Origin of the sequence: Hymenobacter psoromatis, assembly GCF_020012125.1 — a bacterium.
Classification (GTDB): Bacteria; Bacteroidota; Bacteroidia; order Cytophagales; family Hymenobacteraceae; genus Hymenobacter; species Hymenobacter psoromatis.
Genome location: NZ_JAIFAG010000001.1, coordinates 2232556 through 2248581, shown reverse-complemented (window position 1 = coordinate 2248581; position 16026 = coordinate 2232556). Strand labels below are relative to the sequence as shown.

The window sequence follows — 16026 nt, the reverse complement described above, 5'->3', positions numbered from 1 at the left end:
AGCCGGGCCGACTTATTTCTTTACGTGATATGAAAAAACTATTCCTCACCCTGGGCCTGGCCGCCGTGCTGCTGGGGCCGGCCGCGCCCGCCGCGCGGGCCTGGGGCTTTTTGGGGCACCGCGTTATCACGCAGGTGGCCGTGTATGAGCTGCCAGCGAGTATGCAGGCGTTTTACTTTCGGCACATGGCCGAGCTGGTGCGCCTGAGCACTGCTCCCGACGAGCGCCGCGGCAAGGACCCCGATGAGGGCCCCCGGCATTTCATCGACATGGACCACTACGGCGAGGACAACCCCTTCGCCAGGGTGCCGCGGGACTATGAGGCGGCGGCCACCAAGTTTTCGGCCGATACGCTGAAGAAATACGGCACCGTGCCCTGGGCCGTGCTTGATGCCAAGCAGAAGCTGGTAGCCGCTTTTCAGCAGCGCGACACGCTGGCCATCGTCAAGTACTCGGCCGAGCTGAGCCACTACACCGCCGATGCCTTCGTGCCGCTGCACACCACTGTGAACTACGACGGCCAGCTTACGGGTCAGACCGGCCTGCACGCCCTCTGGGAAAGCCAGCTGCCCGAGCGCTTTCTCGATGTCTATAAACTCAATGGCGACGAAGGTAAGGTACTAAAAGACCCGCTGGCCAGCATCTGGACGGTGGTGCAGAACAGCTACGGCTTCCTGGCTTCCACCTTCGACCTCGAAAGTAAGGTGGCCAAGAATTTCACACCCGCGACTAAATACACCTTCGCGCATCGCTTCGGCAAAACGCAGCGCCGCTACTCCGATGCCTTCGCCGATGCCTACGAGCAGGAGGTAGGGGGCATGGTAGCTTTCCGCCTCAAGGGGGCGTCGCCGATGGTGGCCTCCATGTGGCTCACTGCCTGGCAGGAAGCCGGTCGCCCCGACCTCAGCCAGCTGATGGCCCCACCCAAGCCCAGCAAGGAGGAAAAGGAGCGGCTTGCTACCCAGCTCCAAGCTTGGCGGGCCAATACCCTGGCCACCGGCAAGCTCCTGCTGGCTCAGCAAAAAGAGAAGAAAATTATTGACCCCGATGAAATAAAAGCTGCCGACGGAGAGGCCGCTCCGCCGCCCCCGCCCGAGCCCGCCGCCCCTACCCCCGCCGCCCCGGCCGAGGTGAAGGTTAAAGTAAAAATAAAAAAGTAGGGGAGAGGAAGAAGAAAAAGAACGTCATGCTGAACGCAGGTAAGCATCGCTGCCGCGTAAGTAATCTCTGGCATCAGAAGTTAGTTGCGCGGTTGAGATGCTTCCCTGCGTTCAGCATGACGTTCTTTTAGTACTCATTACCCATTGCCTATTTACCGCATGAAGTACTGCCCTTTCGCCCTGCTGCTGCTGGCTGGCTGCGGCCCCGCCGACCAGCCCGCCGCCACTACCCCCCCGCCCAGGCCCAAGCCGCCGGGGCCCGACATTGCGGCTCTCACCGACAGCGCCGCGCCGGCCGCGCTACTGGCCTACGGCCGCGCGCACCCCGGCTCGGAAGTGTTATTTAAGACTCGGCTGGGTACTATCCGGGTGCGCTTGTTTGAGGATACGCCCATTCACAAGGCCAATTTTCTGCTGCTGACCCGGCGCGGGGTATTTGATGAAACGGTGTTTAATCGCGTCGTGAAGGGCTTTGCCGTGCAGGGTGGCCAGACGAGCGGGCCGCGCACCATCCGCTTGCATCGCTACCGCCTACCCCCCGAAATCCGGCCCAACCACTTCCACGTGAAGGGCGCGCTGGGCATGGCCCGCTACGACGACGAGCAAAACCCCGGCCACCTATCGTCCAACACCGATTTTTACTTCGTGGTGGGCGAAAAGCTGACGCCCTACCAGAGCCGCGCCGCCGCCGGCCGGCCCCTCACCCCGGCCCAGGTGCGGGCCTACGCCACCCAGGGCGGCGTGCCCTCGCTCGATGGCAAATACACGGTGTTTGGCGAAGTTATCGAGGGCCAGGACGTAGTAGATAAAATCTCCCACGTGAAAGTAGACCCGCAGGATAAATGGCCGATTGAGGACGTAGGGATGAAGGTGGAAGTAGTGAAGTAGCGCGAAGTCTCCACTTCGTGTGCGAGCACAGCGAGCATGGTTGCGCGCGCCGCCCGGTTCCGCCTGCTCGCTGCGCTCGCGCACGAACTGAAAAGTTCGTGCTACTGGCCCACGTACACCTTACCTTCTTTCATCACGAATTTTGGCCGCATCAGCGTGGAAATATCCTGTAAAGGGTCGCCCTCCACGGCCACGATGTCTGCGTACTTGCCGGCTTCGAGAGCGCCCAGGTTCTGGGGGTCGCCGAGGAGCTCGGCGGCGTTGAGGGTGGCGGTGCGGATGGCATCAAGCGGGCTCATGCCGGCCTCAGTCATGTAGCCGAATTCCAGCGCGTTCTGGCCGTGGCGATACACGCCCGCGTCGGTACCGAACGCCACCCGCACGTGCTGCTTGATGGCCCGCCCAAAGGTGGCCTGTATCTGCGAGCCGATGCTGAGGGCCTTGGCCGCGATAACGGGCGGAAAGTAGTCGGGGTGCCGCCGCGTGGTATCGGCTACCGATTTGCCGGCGATGATGGTGGGCACGTACCAAGTGCGGTTTTTGACCATCAGCTGCATGGCTTCGGCATCCATCAGCGAGCCGTGCTCGATGCTGGTGACGCCCGCCCGCACGGCCCGCTTGATGCCCTCCGCGCCGTGGGCGTGGCAGGCCACGGGCAGGCCCAGGTCGCGAGCCGTTTGCACGATGGCCCGGATTTCTTCCTCCGAATACTGTGCGCCACTACCATCCTTGCTCAGGTCGAGCACGCCGCCGGTGCTGGCGATTTTGATGAGGTCTACGCCGCGCCGAAACTGCTCGCGCACGGCCTGGCGGCACTGGTCGGGGCCGTTGGCTACCCCCTCGGCGGGGCCGGGGTTGAGCTTCTCCATCATGTAATCGCTGAGGCCGTCGGTGGGGTCCATGTGCCCGCCGGTGCTCGAAATAGCCGTGCCCGCCGAGTAGATGCGCGGCCCCGGCGCCAGGCCCTGGGCTACGGCCTTGCGCAGGGCCGTGTTCACGCCCGAGCCCCCGCAGTCGCGTACCGTGGTGAAGCCGGCCCGCAGCGTCGTCAGGGCGTTGGCCTGGGCGCGATAGGCTACGTCGGCGGGGTTAAGGGTAAATTGTTCCCGAAAGCTATTGCGGCTCGGCGTGGATTCCAGGTGCACGTGGCAGTCGATGAGGCCGGGCAGCACGGTCTGGTTTTCGAGGTTAATCACCTGGTCCTGCGGCCCACCAGCCGTGGCGTAGCCGCTCTGCACGGCCGTGATGCGACCACCCTCCACCACAATAGTTTGCTGAGTGAGCACGCGGCCGGCGCGCACATCGAGCAAGCGGCCGCAGTGCAGCAAGGTTTTTTGGGCAAAGGCGGCCGGGCCGGCGAGGCCCAAGGCAGCAAGTAGCAATAGCGAGCGGGTAGCGGTGCACATGAAAAAGGGGGGTAGGGTGGGAGCTAAAAAATCAGGCGCAAGCTACGCGCCACGCCGGCTCGCCCCAACCCTACGGCCCGTCGGCTGTTTCACCAGTCAGTAATTCTCCTACCCATGCCTGCCCCCCCCGCCAAGCTACTTAAGCGCTTCGACCTTTGGGCGGCCCCCGCGCTGGGGGCGCTGGCGCTGGCCCTGCTGCTACTCGAAGCCCGCGCCCCGCTGCGCCGCCGCACCCGCCCGCGCCCCGAGCGCTGGGCCCGCAACCTGGTGCTGGCCGCGCCCTCGCTGCCCGCCATGCGCGGCACGCTGCTGCCCGCGATGGTGCATCTGGCTAGCGCCGTGGCCCCGCGCTACCGGCTGCTGGCGCGCCTACCCCCTCCCCTGCGCCTGGCGGCCGAGGTGCTGCTGCTCGATTACCTGGCCTACACCTGGCACCGGCTGTTGCACGCGCCGCTGCTGTGGCGGCTGCACCGGGTGCATCACTCCGACCTCGATATGGATATTACCACGGCCTGGCGCTTTCACTTTGGCGAGATGCTGGCCAGCGTGCCCTACCGGGCAGCGCTGCCGGCGCTGGCGGGCGTGCGCCCGGCCGTGGTGCTGGGCTACGAAGTGGTTTTTGAAGCCTGCACGGCCTTTCAGCACAGTAACTGGCGGTTGCCGCTGGCCGTGGAAAGGCCCCTGGCGCGGCTGCTCATCACACCCCGCGCCCACGGTATTCACCACTCGGTGGTGCGCCGCGAAACGGATAGCAACTTCGGTATCGTACTCAGCATCTGGGATTACCTGCACCGTACTCTCCGCCTGAACGTGCCGCAGAGCGCCTTAACCATCGGCGTACCCGCCTACCCTAATCCTGCCGCCCAAACCCCTGCCGACCTGCTGGCTCTTCCCCTGGCCCCGCCAGAGCCCTGGGCCTGCCCCGATGGTTCGGTGCCTACCCGCCCCGCGCCCGCTAGTCCGCTCACCGAGCTGGCCTATTGAATGGGTAGTAGGTAATGACGTTCTTTGTCCCCATTACCTACTACCCATTACCTCCATGACCACCCAGCAGGATTTTGAAATCGCCGCCCAGCGCGCCCAGCAGTTGCCCGCTAAGCCCAGCAATACGGTGCTGCTTCAGCTTTACGCCCTCTACAAGCAGGCCACGGAAGGCGACTCCACCGGCCCGCGCCCCGGCGGCTTCGACTTCAAAGCCATCGCCAAGCACGATGCCTGGTACCAGCTCGCCGGCCTCAGCAAAGACGCCGCCCGCCAGCAATACGTGGAGCTGGTAACGGAGCTGGTGGGATGATTTTCAATTATCATTTATCAATCACAAATTATCAGAAAACGTGTGATGGTTGCTTACAGGTAAATGATAACTGATGATTGATAACTGATAAGTGGATATTTCCCGCAAAAAGCCGAGCTACCCGCTCACGCCGGCGCTACGCCAGTACCTGCGCGACTACGACCGCGAGGCCCCGCTGCCGGTAAGCTACGCCGATTTACTGCGTTTTAGCAACTCGTTTGCGCTGCTCGACCGGGCGGGTAAGGACACGCTGTGGCAAACCGTGTTCTACGAGCCGCAGCACATGCACGAGCTGAGCCAGGGCCTGGTGCAGGTGTATGCGCTGCTCAAAACGGCCGGCGACCTCAGCTTTGCCGACGACCTGCTGGCCGACCGCATCGACTACTGCCGCTTTGGCAACTCGCATCCGTTTCGGGTGCGCATCCTCAATCAGCTCAACGATAACTACGACTACTTCTACGTGAAGCAGGCCGATGCCTCGCGCCTGTATGGCTTGGAATTAGAGCATCTGCTGTCGCCCAACTCCATGAACTTCCTGGTGGATACTGGTAATACGCTCATTGAGGAGCACATTGCCGGCATTCCGGGCGATGACTTTATCCGGCTGCGGCTCAACCAGCCGCACCTCAACCAGGTGCGCATCGCCAAGGAGTTCGTGAAGTTCAATGAGCGCTGCTTTGCCCGGCTGCTGGGCGATATGCGGGCCTATAACTACGTCGTTGACGTGACGCCCGACTTCGAGGATGAGCAGTACCGGGTGCGGGCTATCGACTTCGACCAGCAGAGCTACGAGGGCCGCCGCGCCATGTACCTGCCGCAGTCGTTCCCGGATAATCAGCCCGTGGTGGCGCTCTGCGCCCGCCTGCTCAAAGCCTCCACCCTGCGCCAGTACCAGGCCGAGGAGCGCACCCTGATGGCCCGCCGCGCCCGCGCCGAGCGCCACCGCCTCAAAGCCCTGCTCGACGTGATGCGCCGCCAGCTACTGGCCCCCGCCGAGAAAGTGGACGAGTTGAAAACCGCCCTCAACCGCTACCACCGCACCCATAAATTCGACCACTGCGACTCAATGGGCGACGTGGTGCGGCTGAATCTGTGGCTGATGCTGGGACCCAGGATGCTGGCTAGTGTAATGCTATAGCCTAAATAACGATAAACCCTGCTATTACTATTGTTACTGGCTTTCACCCTTCTTTTTATGGTTAACATTGAACAGTAAGGCGATACGATGCTGTTTAGCATGAATGCCTGGCACCAGCTGGCCTTCTTATAGCAGCGGGGGGATAAAATTACGCTAAGCTTGACCTTGGTTAAAAGTTTGCCCCAAAAGTCGCGCTTAGTTTGATAATCTGTTAGGTAGGAAGAAACTCAGGAAATGAAAAATATAGTACGCGCAGCGAAATTATTCCAAGTGCGTTGGGTTGGCCAGCGCTACTTTTTCGATAATTCCAGTAGCATTTTAGTGGCGTTACTGTTCTGGGGGGCTAGGGCCAACGAGCGCGCATAGTTGGCGCGGGCCTGCTCCTTGTTACCGCTGTGCAGGTAGGCTTCGGCCAAGCTGTCGAAGGCATTGCCGCTCTGCGGATAAAGCAAGGTAGTTAGGGTGAATACGCGCAGGGCCTGAGCCATTTGGGTTTCCTTCAGCAGTTGGTAGCCGACTTGGTTGAGGTGCCCTTCCTGTAGAGCGGCTTCCGCAGGATTGCTGGTTTTGACTTGTTGGTAGGCCGACACGGCTTGCTCGAACGAGCCCCGGATGAGCCAGTCGAACGGCACTTGTTCGCCCGGAGCCAGCCGGGCATGCTCGTAGCGCGGTGGGGTGTGTGGAAGCTGTATGACTAAGTGGGGAGTAGCATCGGCCGGGTTCACTACTAGCTGCACGGGCGCATCCCAACCGAGGCGCATAAATGTCTGGTCCGCTACTTTGAACAGCTCCACTGGGTCTTCGGCCACCTCTTTTAAAAAGAGGTGCGCTCCATGCCCCACCACTTGCAGCGCCTCCAGGGGCCCCGCCCGATAGCGGCCGTTTAGCGGTACCGTGTCGGCAGCGGTCAGCGGCTGGCGCTGGTAGCGGGGAGAGCTGTAATTGGCCCACTGGTAGGTTTCGGCTACGGCTCGGATGACTTCGTTGACAAACAAGGGTTGGTTGGCGTTGGTAAGCACGACCACGCCGTAGCCTTTGTCGCGGTGGGCCACGAACTGGCTCGAAAAGCCTTCGTTCCAGCCGCTGTGCTCAAAATAGATGTCCTGTTTTTGGTCTCCGTACTGGCGCACGAAGGGGCCAGGGGCGGCGTAGTCCGTTAGCACGGGCGTAAGCCAGGTGGCGGCCATCGCGGGCGAGAGCACCCGGTGGCTTTTGCCCTGTAGGGTGCGCTGCACCTCTATCGGGAACCGGGCCAGGTCGGCGGCCGTGGTCCACAGGCCCGCCGGGCTCATTTCGGGGTAGGTATGCCAGCGGCCCGCTACGGCCGCGCCATCGAGGCCGTAGCCCGTGGCGGCCAGGGGCTGCCAGGTGGCAGGCAGGGGCTGGGCATACGTACTGGCTTTCATGCCCAGCGGGCCTAGTACGAGTTGCTGCATCAGGACCGCAAAGTCGGTGGTGCTCGCTGCATCAAGCATCAGCTGTTGCGCAATGCAATACCCACCGCCCGAGTAGCGAAAGCCGGTGCCGGGTACTTGCTCGACGCGTACCGGCCCCGTATTGGCCGGGGCTTCCCCCTCCAGAATCTGGCGTAAGGTAGGGATGGGCGCGGTGGCGGCATACCCAGGAAAGCCGTCTACTCCGACGCCCGCCGTGTGGCTGAGCAGGCGGCGCAGCGTCACTTTCTGGGTTTGGGTGAACGCATTATCGGGCAAGTGCCAGGTGCGCAGCTCGTCGTTCACATTGCCGTCTAAGTGCAATTGGCCCTGTTCCACTTGCCGCAGCGCCGCATAGGCAGTTACCGCCTTGCTGATGGAGGCGGCCTGGAACAGCGTGTGAGTCGTGACAGATACTTTACTGGCGCGGTCTACAACGCCGTAAGCTTTCGCCCAGATAACTTTTGAGTCATATATGACGGCAATACTCACGCCAGGAACCCCGTAATGTTTCATGCGTGCGGCCATCGTCCAGACAGAATCGCCCACGAAGCGCACGCTGGGTAGCAAGCCCGTTTCGACCCGGCGGATTTGCTCGGCGCGGGAAGGGAAGGTTTGCGCCCGTAGTGGCTGGCCCGCATCAAGTAGTAGGAAGGGCAGGCCCAACATCCATGCCCAACGGGAAGCAGTACACGGTAAGTATTGGGTTGGAAAATAAGTCATTATCCTGTTAATCAATACGTAATAACAAAGTGCTTTGCTTCGCGCCTGGTCTTGCTACCCCAGATGCTGGCTTAGGTGCATCGGTTGCCTGTGTCCGTCTGCTCCGTTGCTACTTGTCAACCTAAGTGCAACTTTTAGAGCAAGCTTTTAACTAAGGCCAAGCTTAGCGTAATTTTATCCCCACACTGCTATAAAAAGCCCAAGCTCTGGGCTTTACGCAGTGAGCTGCGCATCCCGCGCAAACACATCAAAAGTGCCTGGCGCGACCAGCAAGCCGCGCACGCGAATGGCTTATGGCTACCTGGCACACACGTGCCAGGCCTGCTGAAGGCCGGCACGTTCTAGTTGACCAACTCACTCGATGGCAAGCCCTCTTGCATAGACGTGCGGCACGATGAAAACACCATAGTAGTTGAATTGGCCGATGAGGAGTACAACCGCCTCATCATTGAACGTAGAAGACCCTGCCGCGGCCGTGGCGCTACTCACCCATCTCGCTACCCCGGCTGATTAAAACCAAAAAGGCAGTTGCTCCGAGCCGGAGCAACTGCCTTTTTTTACGAGTAAACGCAGCCGCAGCTACACCACCGGCTTCGGCGCGGGCAAATCAAACGCCGTGGCATCGTGCTCAAAATGACCCTTGTGCGAGCCGTCGCAGAAGGGCTTTTGCGCGCTCAGCCCGCAGCGGCAGATGCTGATGCGCTGCCGCCCCCCGAGGCCGTAGGCATTGCCTTGGGCATCAACGAGTTCGATATCTTCGCCCTCCACGCGGAGCGAGCCGTTGGAAAGTACTGTCAGTTTGGTAGCCATTTTTTGGGATTTAGGGGTTAAAAATCGTCTATCATTGCGAGCAACACGCAGCAAGGACAAAAATAGACTTACAGCTCTTTGCGCAGCACGTAGTCGTTCATCCAGTACGGGCCGATGGCAATGTCCTCTTCACGGTGCTGTGCGAAGCCCTGGCGCTCGTAGAAAGCCAGGGCCGGGTTATGGCGGTTTACGTTCAGCTCCAGGGCTTTGCCGTCGGCTTCGCGCACGGCGCTCACCACGGCCTGCACCAGCTGCTGGCCCAGGCCCAGGCCCTGGTGCGAGGGCAGCACGTAGATTTTATGGAGGTGATACACGCCCGCCGGCTTCTCCGAGTACGAGGCGAAGCCGCTGGGCTGCCCCTCCACGTAGGCCAGCAGAAACTGGTGGTGCTGCTCGCGCATCTGGCGGCGCAGCGAGGCCGGCGTGTAGATGACGCGGTACATGTAATCAATCTGCTCTTTCGAGATGATGAAGCGGTAAGTGGGCTCCCAGGTAGCCTCAGCCAGCGTGATAATGGTGGGAATATCTTGCTCGGTGGCGGGCTGAATGTGTAGGGGCAAGTCCGGGTTGGGCAGGGTAGGGGGGGTAGGCATAAGCAGGGAAGAATCAGGCGAAGGTCGGCCAAAAAACCGACTCGTGAGTTGCCCACGCATACGCAGCGCGCCCGCTTTCCGTTAAAGCCAGGTTCCCCGTCCGAAATAGACCAGGCTGCCGGCGTTTCTCTACCAGACTTTATACCCATGAAAAACCTGCTCTCTACCCTGCGCCTTGCCGGAGCTGCCCTGCTGCTGGCCACCACCCTGCCACTGCTGGCCACCCTGCCGCTACTGGTCGCCGCCCAGCGCTCAACCCAAGATAGCCTGTTGCGCCGCGGCGAGCTGGCCGGCGGGCGGCCCACTACCAGCGCGCCGCGCCCGGCGGCCCCTACCCCCCGCTACCGGGCCAGCGCCGACCCCGGCCTCACGCGGTTTATGCACGAAAGCATCGACCTCAACCAGCTGCCCGCTAATCAGATACCTGGCGTATACGAGCGGTTTCTGGACGCTACCCGCGCCCAGCGCCGCCAGTGGGGCACCCCGGACTGGGATGAGGCCAGCGCCACGCTCGGCCGCCTCAACGCCCGCTACGAAGCCGTGCGCCTCGACCTGCCTCTCAACGACCGCCTCAGCGTGCGCGCCGCCCAGGGCGAGTTTCGCACCCTGCAAGGCGCGCGCAGCATGAAAGAGCGCCTCGACGACAACAAGGGCCGCTAGCCACGCGTGAGCCAGTGCCAGGCCGGGCCCAAATGTCGAAAGGGCTGCGCGCGCAGCTCCTGGGCCACGGCCGCCACAAATTCGGTGCTGTTGGGGTAGTGCAACAGGCGGCTGGCAGGGTCGTGCGAGAGCACGTAGGCTACCTGGCGCACGCCCCGCTCGGCGGCCGTGGGCAGCCACTCGTAATGCAGCCAGGGCAGGGCCTCGCCCCATTCGCCCGAAACCTGGCTGTGGTCAGTAAGAATTCGGCTCGGCAATAGCTGGTGTTCAAATAGATGCATGCCGGCTTGCACGCCGCGCACCAGGCTGTCGGCGGTGAGGTGGCCGTGCCAGCGCACGTGCAACAGGTCGAGGTGGGGGTAGAAGTCAAAATCGGCCAATAGAGCCCCGTGTTGGTCGGGTAATCGCAGCAGCTGAGTGGTAGCAGCCATAGTTGTCATAGCGGGAAAGGCAGAGTAGGGAATAATAGTAGGCTTACCTTTGGCGTCCGAATTTTGTTCGCCACTTGTTTTAGTAGTTATGCATATCGCCATCGTCGGCAACATCGGGGCCGGCAAAACGACGCTGGCCCACAAGCTGGCTCAGCATTTTCGTTGGGAAGTCTTCCTGGAAGAAGTAGATGACAACCCGTATCTTAAAGACTTCTACGCAGATATGCCCCGATGGGCGTTTCATTTGCAGGTATATTTTCTGAATAGCCGCTTTCGCCAAACGCAGCATATCCAAGCCTTAGTACAAGCAGGTAAAAGCGTTATTCAGGACCGCACGATTTACGAGGATGCGCACATCTTCGCAGCTAATCTGCACCAGTCGGGCCTACTGGCCGAGCGCGACTATAACAATTACTACGCCCTGTTTGAGAGCCTGATAAGTCTCGTCAACCCGCCCGACCTGCTGCTCTACCTGCGCGCCGACCTACCCAAGCTCATCGGTCAAATTGAGAAACGAGGCCGGAATTACGAAAATTCCATCAGCATCGAGTACCTCAAAAACCTCAATGAGCACTACGACCAGTGGATTGCCAGCTATAAGTATAGCAAGCTCCTTACCATCGACGTGAACGAGCTGGACTACGTGCGCAACCCCGAAGACCTTGGCACTATCATCGAGCGCATTGATAATAAGCTGTTTGGCTTATTTTAGAGTTTTTAGTTACAGCCATTTGTCCTTGCGAGCGCAGCGCGGTAATCGCCCTAGAACGACCCCCAAACGATTTCGTTCTGAAGCGATTGCCGCGCTGCGCTCGCCATGAAAACCGGCTTTAATTAAGAACCCTCCAGCGCTTGATTGAGAAACCCGACCCAGGGCCGGGTGGCCCGGATGCCGGCCAGTACTTGGGGTAGGAAATCGGGCGAGAGCACCTCGGTGTCGGTAAAAAGCCGGCTTACGCCGAAGCTCTTGAGCTTGAGAACGGGCAGGTTGGGGTCGTCGGCGTGGTAGCCGCGGGGTGGGCGGCTGAGTTGCTCGCCGCTTATATCCAGGCCGTTGGGGAATTGGCGCAGCAGCGCTTCGTCGGCCAGCACGCGGTGAAAGCCTGCGCCATCGTAGTGAATTTCCTGGCGGATGGCAGTCAGCTCGGCCGGGCCGGGGCTGAAGCGGCCGGCCCGCAGCCACGAGCCGCCGCCCGGCATCAGGGCCAGGAAGTAGCCGGCCTGTGGGGCGTGCCGCCCGCCCGGCACCAGCCCCGCGCCCAGCCGGTGCTTGTAGGGCTCGGGGTCGGTCTGGCTCCGGTCGTTCTTATGTAATCGAAATATGGCCTGGGCCGGCGTGAGGCCCGCCAACTCGGGCGCATCGGGCGTGGCCTGGCGCAGCACTTCGGTGATGAGCGCGGCAAACGTGTCGCGGGCGCGCAAGTAGTCGGCGCGGTGCGCCTGCATCCAGGCCGTGTTGTTATTTGCCGCCAGGCGGCGCAGAAAATCCAGGGTAAAAGCGAGGTCCACGGAGTAAGGGATAATGGGCAACGAGCAAAAGAACGTCATGCTGACGCAGGAAGCATCTCGCCCGTGTTACTAACCTCAAACGTTAGGATTACTTACGCAGGCGAGATGCTTCCTGCGTCAGCATGACGTTCTTTCACTGCTCACTGCTCACTGCTCACTGCTCACTGCTCACGACCCTTACCGCGTCGCCGACGCGCAAATGGCCGGCGGCGGGGCCAGTTACGTTCTGACCGAAGAGGATTTTGCGGCCTTGCTGGCGGTAGGTAGCCAGCGTGCGCAGCGGCTCGCCAGCAGCGTTGCGGGCGGCCGTATCCTGGTCGATGGTCGTGACGACGCAGCGGCCGCAGCCGCGCACCGAGCGGAAAGCCAGGCCATTAATCTGGAAATCCGTCCATGCCAACTCGGTATCGGCCGGGGCACCGCGCACCACCAGGTTGGGCCGAAAGCGGTTCATGGGTACGGGCTCGGTTAGCTGCGCGTTGAGCTTAGCCAGCGATTCTTCGGTGACCAGCAGGTAGGGGTAGCCGTCGGCGAAGCTGACGAGGGTGCCGGGCGGGTTTAGCTCGGGCTTGTCGGGCTCTACCTCGCGGTAGGCCATATCGGGCATATACACCAGCTTGCAGAGCTGGCCCAGGGCCTTGCTCAGCCACTCATCGGCGGCCGGGGTGCCGCGCCAGGCAAATACGAGGTCGTCCCAGATGCTGACAAACAGCGTTTTATCTGGCTCCGCCGCGAAGGGTACGTAGAGCGGCGGTAGCTCGGGCTGCTGGCGGTGGCGCAATAAAAAACCATTGTGGGCAGCCTCCATGGCCAGCAGGGCCATCGCGGGGTGCTCGCGCTGGGTCAGGAAGCGGTTGCGCTCGTCTACCAGCAGCCAGCGGCGGTCGTGGCGCAGGCCTCGCGCCGTGAGGTCGGCCGCCGGCAGGCTGATGCCGCCCAACGACTTAACCGGATAGATAAAAAGGCCCGTAAGGGTAAGCGAAGCAGAAGAGGCAGACATAGCCGCAAAGGTAGCGCGCCGCCTCGGTGCCCTACCCCCTTGCTAGTGCAAGGCCCGCTTTTTTACCATGCCGCCCCTGGCGTCGTTAACGCTTTGCATAATTACAAAGGCCTTGGGGTCAAGCAGGTTGACTTCGTGCGTGACCTGGCTCACTTCCAGCCGGGTCACGACCGTGAACACGATGTCGATGGCTTCGGGCTGCTCGCCGCGCGAGCCGTAGCCGCGGTGCCCGGCGTACACCGTGACGCCCCGGCCCAGGCGCTCGGTAAGCGCGCGCCGGATGGCATCGCCATGCGCGGAGATGATGGTGACGCCGGTATATTCTTCGATGCCATTGACCACGAATTCGATGGTTTTGGAGGCGGCCAGGTAGGTTAGAATAGAGTAGAGCGCCGTCTGAACGGATAGCACCAGCGCCACCACGATAAAGATTAAGATATTGAGTACCAGTACGAAATCGCCCATGCTCAGGCTGGCTTTGCGGCTCAGGTACACAGCCAGGATTTCGGTGCCATCGAGCACGCCGCCGCCGCGCATGGCCAGCCCGATGCCCGCCCCTAGGAAGAAGCCGCCAAACACGGCAATCAGCATTTTATCCTGCGTGATGACCGGGAACGGCACGAATACCAGTACTAGCGCCAGCCCCAGAATGGCCGCCAGCGCCCGAATAGCAAAATCCCGCCCCAACTGCCGGTAGCCCAGCCAGATAAACGGCAGGTTAAACACCACCAAAAACAGCGATACGAACTGCGGCTGGTGGGTAAGCCGGGCGGCCAGCAGCGAAATACCCGTTACGCCCCCGTCAAACAACCCATTGGGCAGAATGAATGCCTCCAGCCCCAGCGCCGCTGACCACACACCAGCCACTAGGTAGCCGATGCTGATGAGCAGCCGCCTACCCCCCCCGGCCGGGACAGGCGGTGCGACGGAAGCCGGCTCATCCGCCAGCGCCGGATGCCCCGCCAGGCCGGGGGGGGTAGGCGGCGCGGCAGCGCGCAGGCGGCGCAGGCGTTCGAGGATGAAGAGTTGCGGGAGCATAGCGAAGGGTTTCGGTTTAGCGCACGGAGAGAATGAAATTAAAAGGCCGGTCATGCTTCGACAAGCTCAGCATGACCGGCCTTTTAATTTCATTCTCTCCGTGCGCTATTGCTTCTTCGCGTCGGCTTCCTGGGCGGCCAAGCGCACGGCTTCATAAAGGTCTACTACCCCGCCGCTAATAGAAAGAGTGCTGAAATCGGCCTTTTTGCCGTTTTCGCCGGGCACCAGCACCTGGGTGTGGTGCACCTGCGCCGACTGCCGGATGATGCGCTTGAGGTCTACGGCGGTGAGGCTGGGGAAGTACGACTTGAGCACCGCCGCTACCCCCGCCGTGACGGGCGAGGCCATGCTGGTGCCGCTTTCCATGCCGTATTTATTGTTGGGCAGGGTGGAGAAAATGCCCACGCCGGGCGCAAACACGTCCACCTGCTTTTTGGAGTAGTTGGAGAAGCTGGCGGGCAGGTTCTCATCGTCCTGGGGGCCCGAGGCGCCAATAGTCAGCAGGTTGGGCGGCACCGTGCCGTTGAGGTAAAAGGCGGCGGGGTAGTGAGCCGTCACGTCGAGGTTATCGTCCTCGTTGCCGGCGGCGTGCACCAGTAGCACGTTCTTGCTGGCGGCGTACTTGTAGGCGGCTTCTACGGCGGCGCGCTGGGGCGAAAATTCCTTACCGAAGCTCATGTTGATAATCTGCGCGCCATTGTCCACGGCATAGCGAATGGCGTTGGCCACGTCCTTGTCGCGCTCGTCGCCGTTGGGCACGGCGCGCACGCTCATCACGCGCACCGGCGTGGCGGCAATGCCCTGCACGCCGATACCGTTGTCGCGCACAGCCGCGATGATGCCTGCCACGTGGGTGCCGTGCAGGGCATCGGGGCCGGTTACGTCGTTGTTGCCGTAGTCGCGCTGGTTCACGTCATCGGGGTTGTCGCCTACTATTTCGGCGCGGGCGTTAAATTTGGTGTTCAAGCTGTAATCGAGCTGCTCGCGCTGGTCCTTCATCTCGGTATCCAGCTCGGCCAGTAGGGCGTCGGTATCGCCGATGCCGCCCTGCTTCATATTCTGGTAGAGGCTGAGCAGCGCGCCCTTGAGGTCGGCGCTGGGCATGTTGGCGGCGGCTACGCGCAAGGTGGTGGTGTCCACTTTTGCTACCCCCGCTTTTTCCTTGATGGCGGCGCTGAGCTGGGTGATAAAGCCCTTAGTCTGGTCGAATTGTCCCACTTCGCCGGTTAGCTCCTGGCGTTTGGCGTCGTAGGCCTTCTTGGCGCGGAGATACATCCGGTAGTCGGCGCGCTCGGCGGGCTTAATCTGGGCGCTGGTTTTGCCCGCGAAGCGCGGCCCGTACTTAGCTACCACACGGGTCGATTCCAGGGTTTCGACCGAAATGTTGCGCCCGTCCTTGCCGCCCAGAAAATTCCAGCCGTGCACGTCGTCCACGTAGCCATTGTGGTCATCGTCAAGGCCATTGCCCGGAATCTCACCCGGATTGCGCCAGATGATGGACTTTAAATCCACGTGGGCCGTGTCGATGCCCGAATCAATCACGGCCACTAGCACGGGGCTGGGCGTGCGGCCCTTCAGCAGTTCGGCGTAGGTGCGGGTGGTGCCGGTGCCGGGCGTGTTGTCGAGCTTGGGGTCGCGCAGATACCACTGATTTTGCGCAGCCTCGGCCACGGTGGGGCCGGCCGGGGGGGTAGGCACGGGCACCGCGGCGTTGGGCACCACCACGGCCGGGTCGGCGGGGGCGGCGGCCACGGCGGCAGCCACCGGGGCGGTTTTAGCGGAGTTGGTGGCGGAGGTTTGGGCCACGCGGCAGCTCGTGGCAGCTAGCAGCAGGGCGGCGGCCAGCGTCAGGCGCGGCCGGGTAGTGGGGTAGGAGGGAAGCGAAAGCATCAGGGGAAAATAAGTCGGCGCAAAAGTCGGCCGCGACTAGCTATAGACGGGGC

16 protein-coding genes are annotated in these 16026 nt (G+C 61.9%); 7 read left to right on the top strand and 9 right to left on the bottom strand.

The window, feature by feature from the left end; all coding sequences use genetic code 11:
- Window positions 1–29 precede the first annotated feature (29 nt).
- Window positions 30–1160: a zinc dependent phospholipase C family protein gene (locus LC531_RS09715; protein WP_223650099.1), complete on the top strand. Its 1131-nt coding sequence runs from the start codon at window positions 30–32 to the stop codon at window positions 1158–1160.
- Between the two features lie 159 nt (window positions 1161–1319).
- Entirely contained in the window at window positions 1320–2048 is a 729-nt protein-coding gene (locus LC531_RS09710) for a peptidylprolyl isomerase (RefSeq protein WP_223650098.1), read from the top strand.
- Between the two features lie 101 nt (window positions 2049–2149).
- On the opposite strand, the gene LC531_RS09705 is transcribed toward LC531_RS09710, so the two are convergent.
- Window positions 2150–3454 (bottom strand): amidohydrolase family protein, encoded by a 1305-nt coding sequence (locus LC531_RS09705; RefSeq protein WP_223650097.1) that lies wholly within the window; start codon window positions 3452–3454, stop codon window positions 2150–2152.
- A gap of 114 nt (window positions 3455–3568) precedes the next feature.
- On the opposite strand from LC531_RS09705, the gene LC531_RS09700 reads away from it, so the two are divergent.
- From LC531_RS09700 to LC531_RS09690, 3 genes are all read left to right on the top strand, one after another.
- Window positions 3569–4438 carry a sterol desaturase family protein gene (locus LC531_RS09700; RefSeq protein WP_223650096.1) on the top strand — a complete coding sequence of 290 codons (870 nt, stop codon included), beginning with the start codon at window positions 3569–3571 and terminating at the stop codon, window positions 4436–4438.
- Window positions 4439–4493: 55 nt separating this feature from the next.
- The gene (locus tag LC531_RS09695) at window positions 4494–4748 is read left to right on the top strand and encodes an acyl-CoA-binding protein (RefSeq protein WP_223650095.1); all 255 of its coding nucleotides are present in this window, start codon (window positions 4494–4496) and stop codon (window positions 4746–4748) included.
- Between the two features lie 91 nt (window positions 4749–4839).
- Window positions 4840–5886: a hypothetical protein gene (locus LC531_RS09690; RefSeq protein ID WP_223650094.1), complete on the top strand. Its 1047-nt coding sequence runs from the start codon at window positions 4840–4842 to the stop codon at window positions 5884–5886.
- 290 nt (window positions 5887–6176) lie between these two features.
- Here LC531_RS09690 and LC531_RS09685 read toward each other — a convergent pair whose 3' ends face one another.
- The 3 genes from LC531_RS09685 to LC531_RS09675 all read right to left on the bottom strand — a co-directional run bounded on the left by LC531_RS09685 (window position 6177) and on the right by LC531_RS09675 (window position 9445).
- Window positions 6177–7988 carry a class A beta-lactamase-related serine hydrolase gene (locus tag LC531_RS09685; RefSeq protein ID WP_223650093.1) on the bottom strand — a complete coding sequence of 604 codons (1812 nt, stop codon included), beginning with the start codon at window positions 7986–7988 and terminating at the stop codon, window positions 6177–6179.
- Between the two features lie 633 nt (window positions 7989–8621).
- Window positions 8622–8852, bottom strand: coding sequence for a CDGSH iron-sulfur domain-containing protein (locus tag LC531_RS09680; RefSeq protein WP_223650092.1), 231 nt, complete (start codon window positions 8850–8852; stop codon window positions 8622–8624).
- Between the two features lie 68 nt (window positions 8853–8920).
- On the bottom strand, window positions 8921–9445 hold the full coding sequence (locus LC531_RS09675; protein ID WP_223650091.1) for a GNAT family N-acetyltransferase: 525 nt from the start codon (window positions 9443–9445) through the stop codon (window positions 8921–8923).
- 147 nt (window positions 9446–9592) lie between these two features.
- Here LC531_RS09675 and LC531_RS09670 point away from each other — a divergent pair, with 147 nt between their 5' ends.
- Window positions 9593–10105 (top strand): hypothetical protein, encoded by a 513-nt coding sequence (locus tag LC531_RS09670; RefSeq protein WP_223650090.1) that lies wholly within the window; start codon window positions 9593–9595, stop codon window positions 10103–10105.
- Here LC531_RS09670 and LC531_RS09665 read toward each other — a convergent pair.
- On the bottom strand, window positions 10102–10536 hold the full coding sequence (locus LC531_RS09665) for a hypothetical protein (RefSeq protein ID WP_223650089.1): 435 nt from the start codon (window positions 10534–10536) through the stop codon (window positions 10102–10104). The two genes, LC531_RS09670 and LC531_RS09665, sit on opposite strands and share 4 nt — an antisense overlap.
- A gap of 88 nt (window positions 10537–10624) precedes the next feature.
- Between LC531_RS09665 and LC531_RS09660 the strand changes: the two genes are divergently transcribed.
- Window positions 10625–11248: a deoxynucleoside kinase gene (locus LC531_RS09660; RefSeq protein WP_223650088.1), complete on the top strand. Its 624-nt coding sequence runs from the start codon at window positions 10625–10627 to the stop codon at window positions 11246–11248.
- Between the two features lie 122 nt (window positions 11249–11370).
- Here LC531_RS09660 and LC531_RS09655 read toward each other — a convergent pair whose 3' ends face one another.
- The 4 genes from LC531_RS09655 to LC531_RS09640 all read right to left on the bottom strand — a co-directional run bounded on the left by LC531_RS09655 (window position 11371) and on the right by LC531_RS09640 (window position 15973).
- Window positions 11371–12045 carry a DUF2461 domain-containing protein gene (locus tag LC531_RS09655; protein WP_223650087.1) on the bottom strand — a complete coding sequence of 225 codons (675 nt, stop codon included), beginning with the start codon at window positions 12043–12045 and terminating at the stop codon, window positions 11371–11373.
- A 154-nt stretch (window positions 12046–12199) separates the two neighbouring features.
- The gene (locus LC531_RS09650; protein ID WP_223650086.1) at window positions 12200–13045 is read right to left on the bottom strand and encodes an MOSC domain-containing protein; all 846 of its coding nucleotides are present in this window, start codon (window positions 13043–13045) and stop codon (window positions 12200–12202) included.
- A gap of 42 nt (window positions 13046–13087) precedes the next feature.
- Window positions 13088–14083 (bottom strand): YitT family protein, encoded by a 996-nt coding sequence (locus LC531_RS09645; RefSeq protein WP_223650085.1) that lies wholly within the window; start codon window positions 14081–14083, stop codon window positions 13088–13090.
- 105 nt (window positions 14084–14188) lie between these two features.
- Window positions 14189–15973: a S8 family peptidase gene (locus LC531_RS09640; RefSeq protein WP_262903276.1), complete on the bottom strand. Its 1785-nt coding sequence runs from the start codon at window positions 15971–15973 to the stop codon at window positions 14189–14191.
- Window positions 15974–16026: the final 53 nt, after the last annotated feature.

Coding starts and splice junctions, on each gene's coding strand:
- LC531_RS09715 (WP_223650099.1), top strand. CDS start 30: ATGAAAAAACTATTCCTCACCCTGGGCCTGGCCGCCGTGCTGCTGGGG.
- LC531_RS09710 (WP_223650098.1), top strand. CDS start 1,320: ATGAAGTACTGCCCTTTCGCCCTGCTGCTGCTGGCTGGCTGCGGCCCC.
- LC531_RS09705 (WP_223650097.1), bottom strand. CDS start 3,454: ATGTGCACCGCTACCCGCTCGCTATTGCTACTTGCTGCCTTGGGCCTC.
- LC531_RS09700 (WP_223650096.1), top strand. CDS start 3,569: ATGCCTGCCCCCCCCGCCAAGCTACTTAAGCGCTTCGACCTTTGGGCG.
- LC531_RS09695 (WP_223650095.1), top strand. CDS start 4,494: ATGACCACCCAGCAGGATTTTGAAATCGCCGCCCAGCGCGCCCAGCAG.
- LC531_RS09685 (WP_223650093.1), bottom strand. CDS start 7,988: ATGTTGGGCCTGCCCTTCCTACTACTTGATGCGGGCCAGCCACTACGG.
- LC531_RS09680 (WP_223650092.1), bottom strand. CDS start 8,852: ATGGCTACCAAACTGACAGTACTTTCCAACGGCTCGCTCCGCGTGGAG.
- LC531_RS09675 (WP_223650091.1), bottom strand. CDS start 9,445: ATGCCTACCCCCCCTACCCTGCCCAACCCGGACTTGCCCCTACACATT.
- LC531_RS09670 (WP_223650090.1), top strand. CDS start 9,593: ATGAAAAACCTGCTCTCTACCCTGCGCCTTGCCGGAGCTGCCCTGCTG.
- LC531_RS09665 (WP_223650089.1), bottom strand. CDS start 10,536: ATGGCTGCTACCACTCAGCTGCTGCGATTACCCGACCAACACGGGGCT.
- LC531_RS09660 (WP_223650088.1), top strand. CDS start 10,625: ATGCATATCGCCATCGTCGGCAACATCGGGGCCGGCAAAACGACGCTG.
- LC531_RS09650 (WP_223650086.1), bottom strand. CDS start 13,045: ATGTCTGCCTCTTCTGCTTCGCTTACCCTTACGGGCCTTTTTATCTAT.
- LC531_RS09645 (WP_223650085.1), bottom strand. CDS start 14,083: ATGCTCCCGCAACTCTTCATCCTCGAACGCCTGCGCCGCCTGCGCGCT.
- LC531_RS09640 (WP_262903276.1), bottom strand. CDS start 15,973: ATGCTTTCGCTTCCCTCCTACCCCACTACCCGGCCGCGCCTGACGCTG.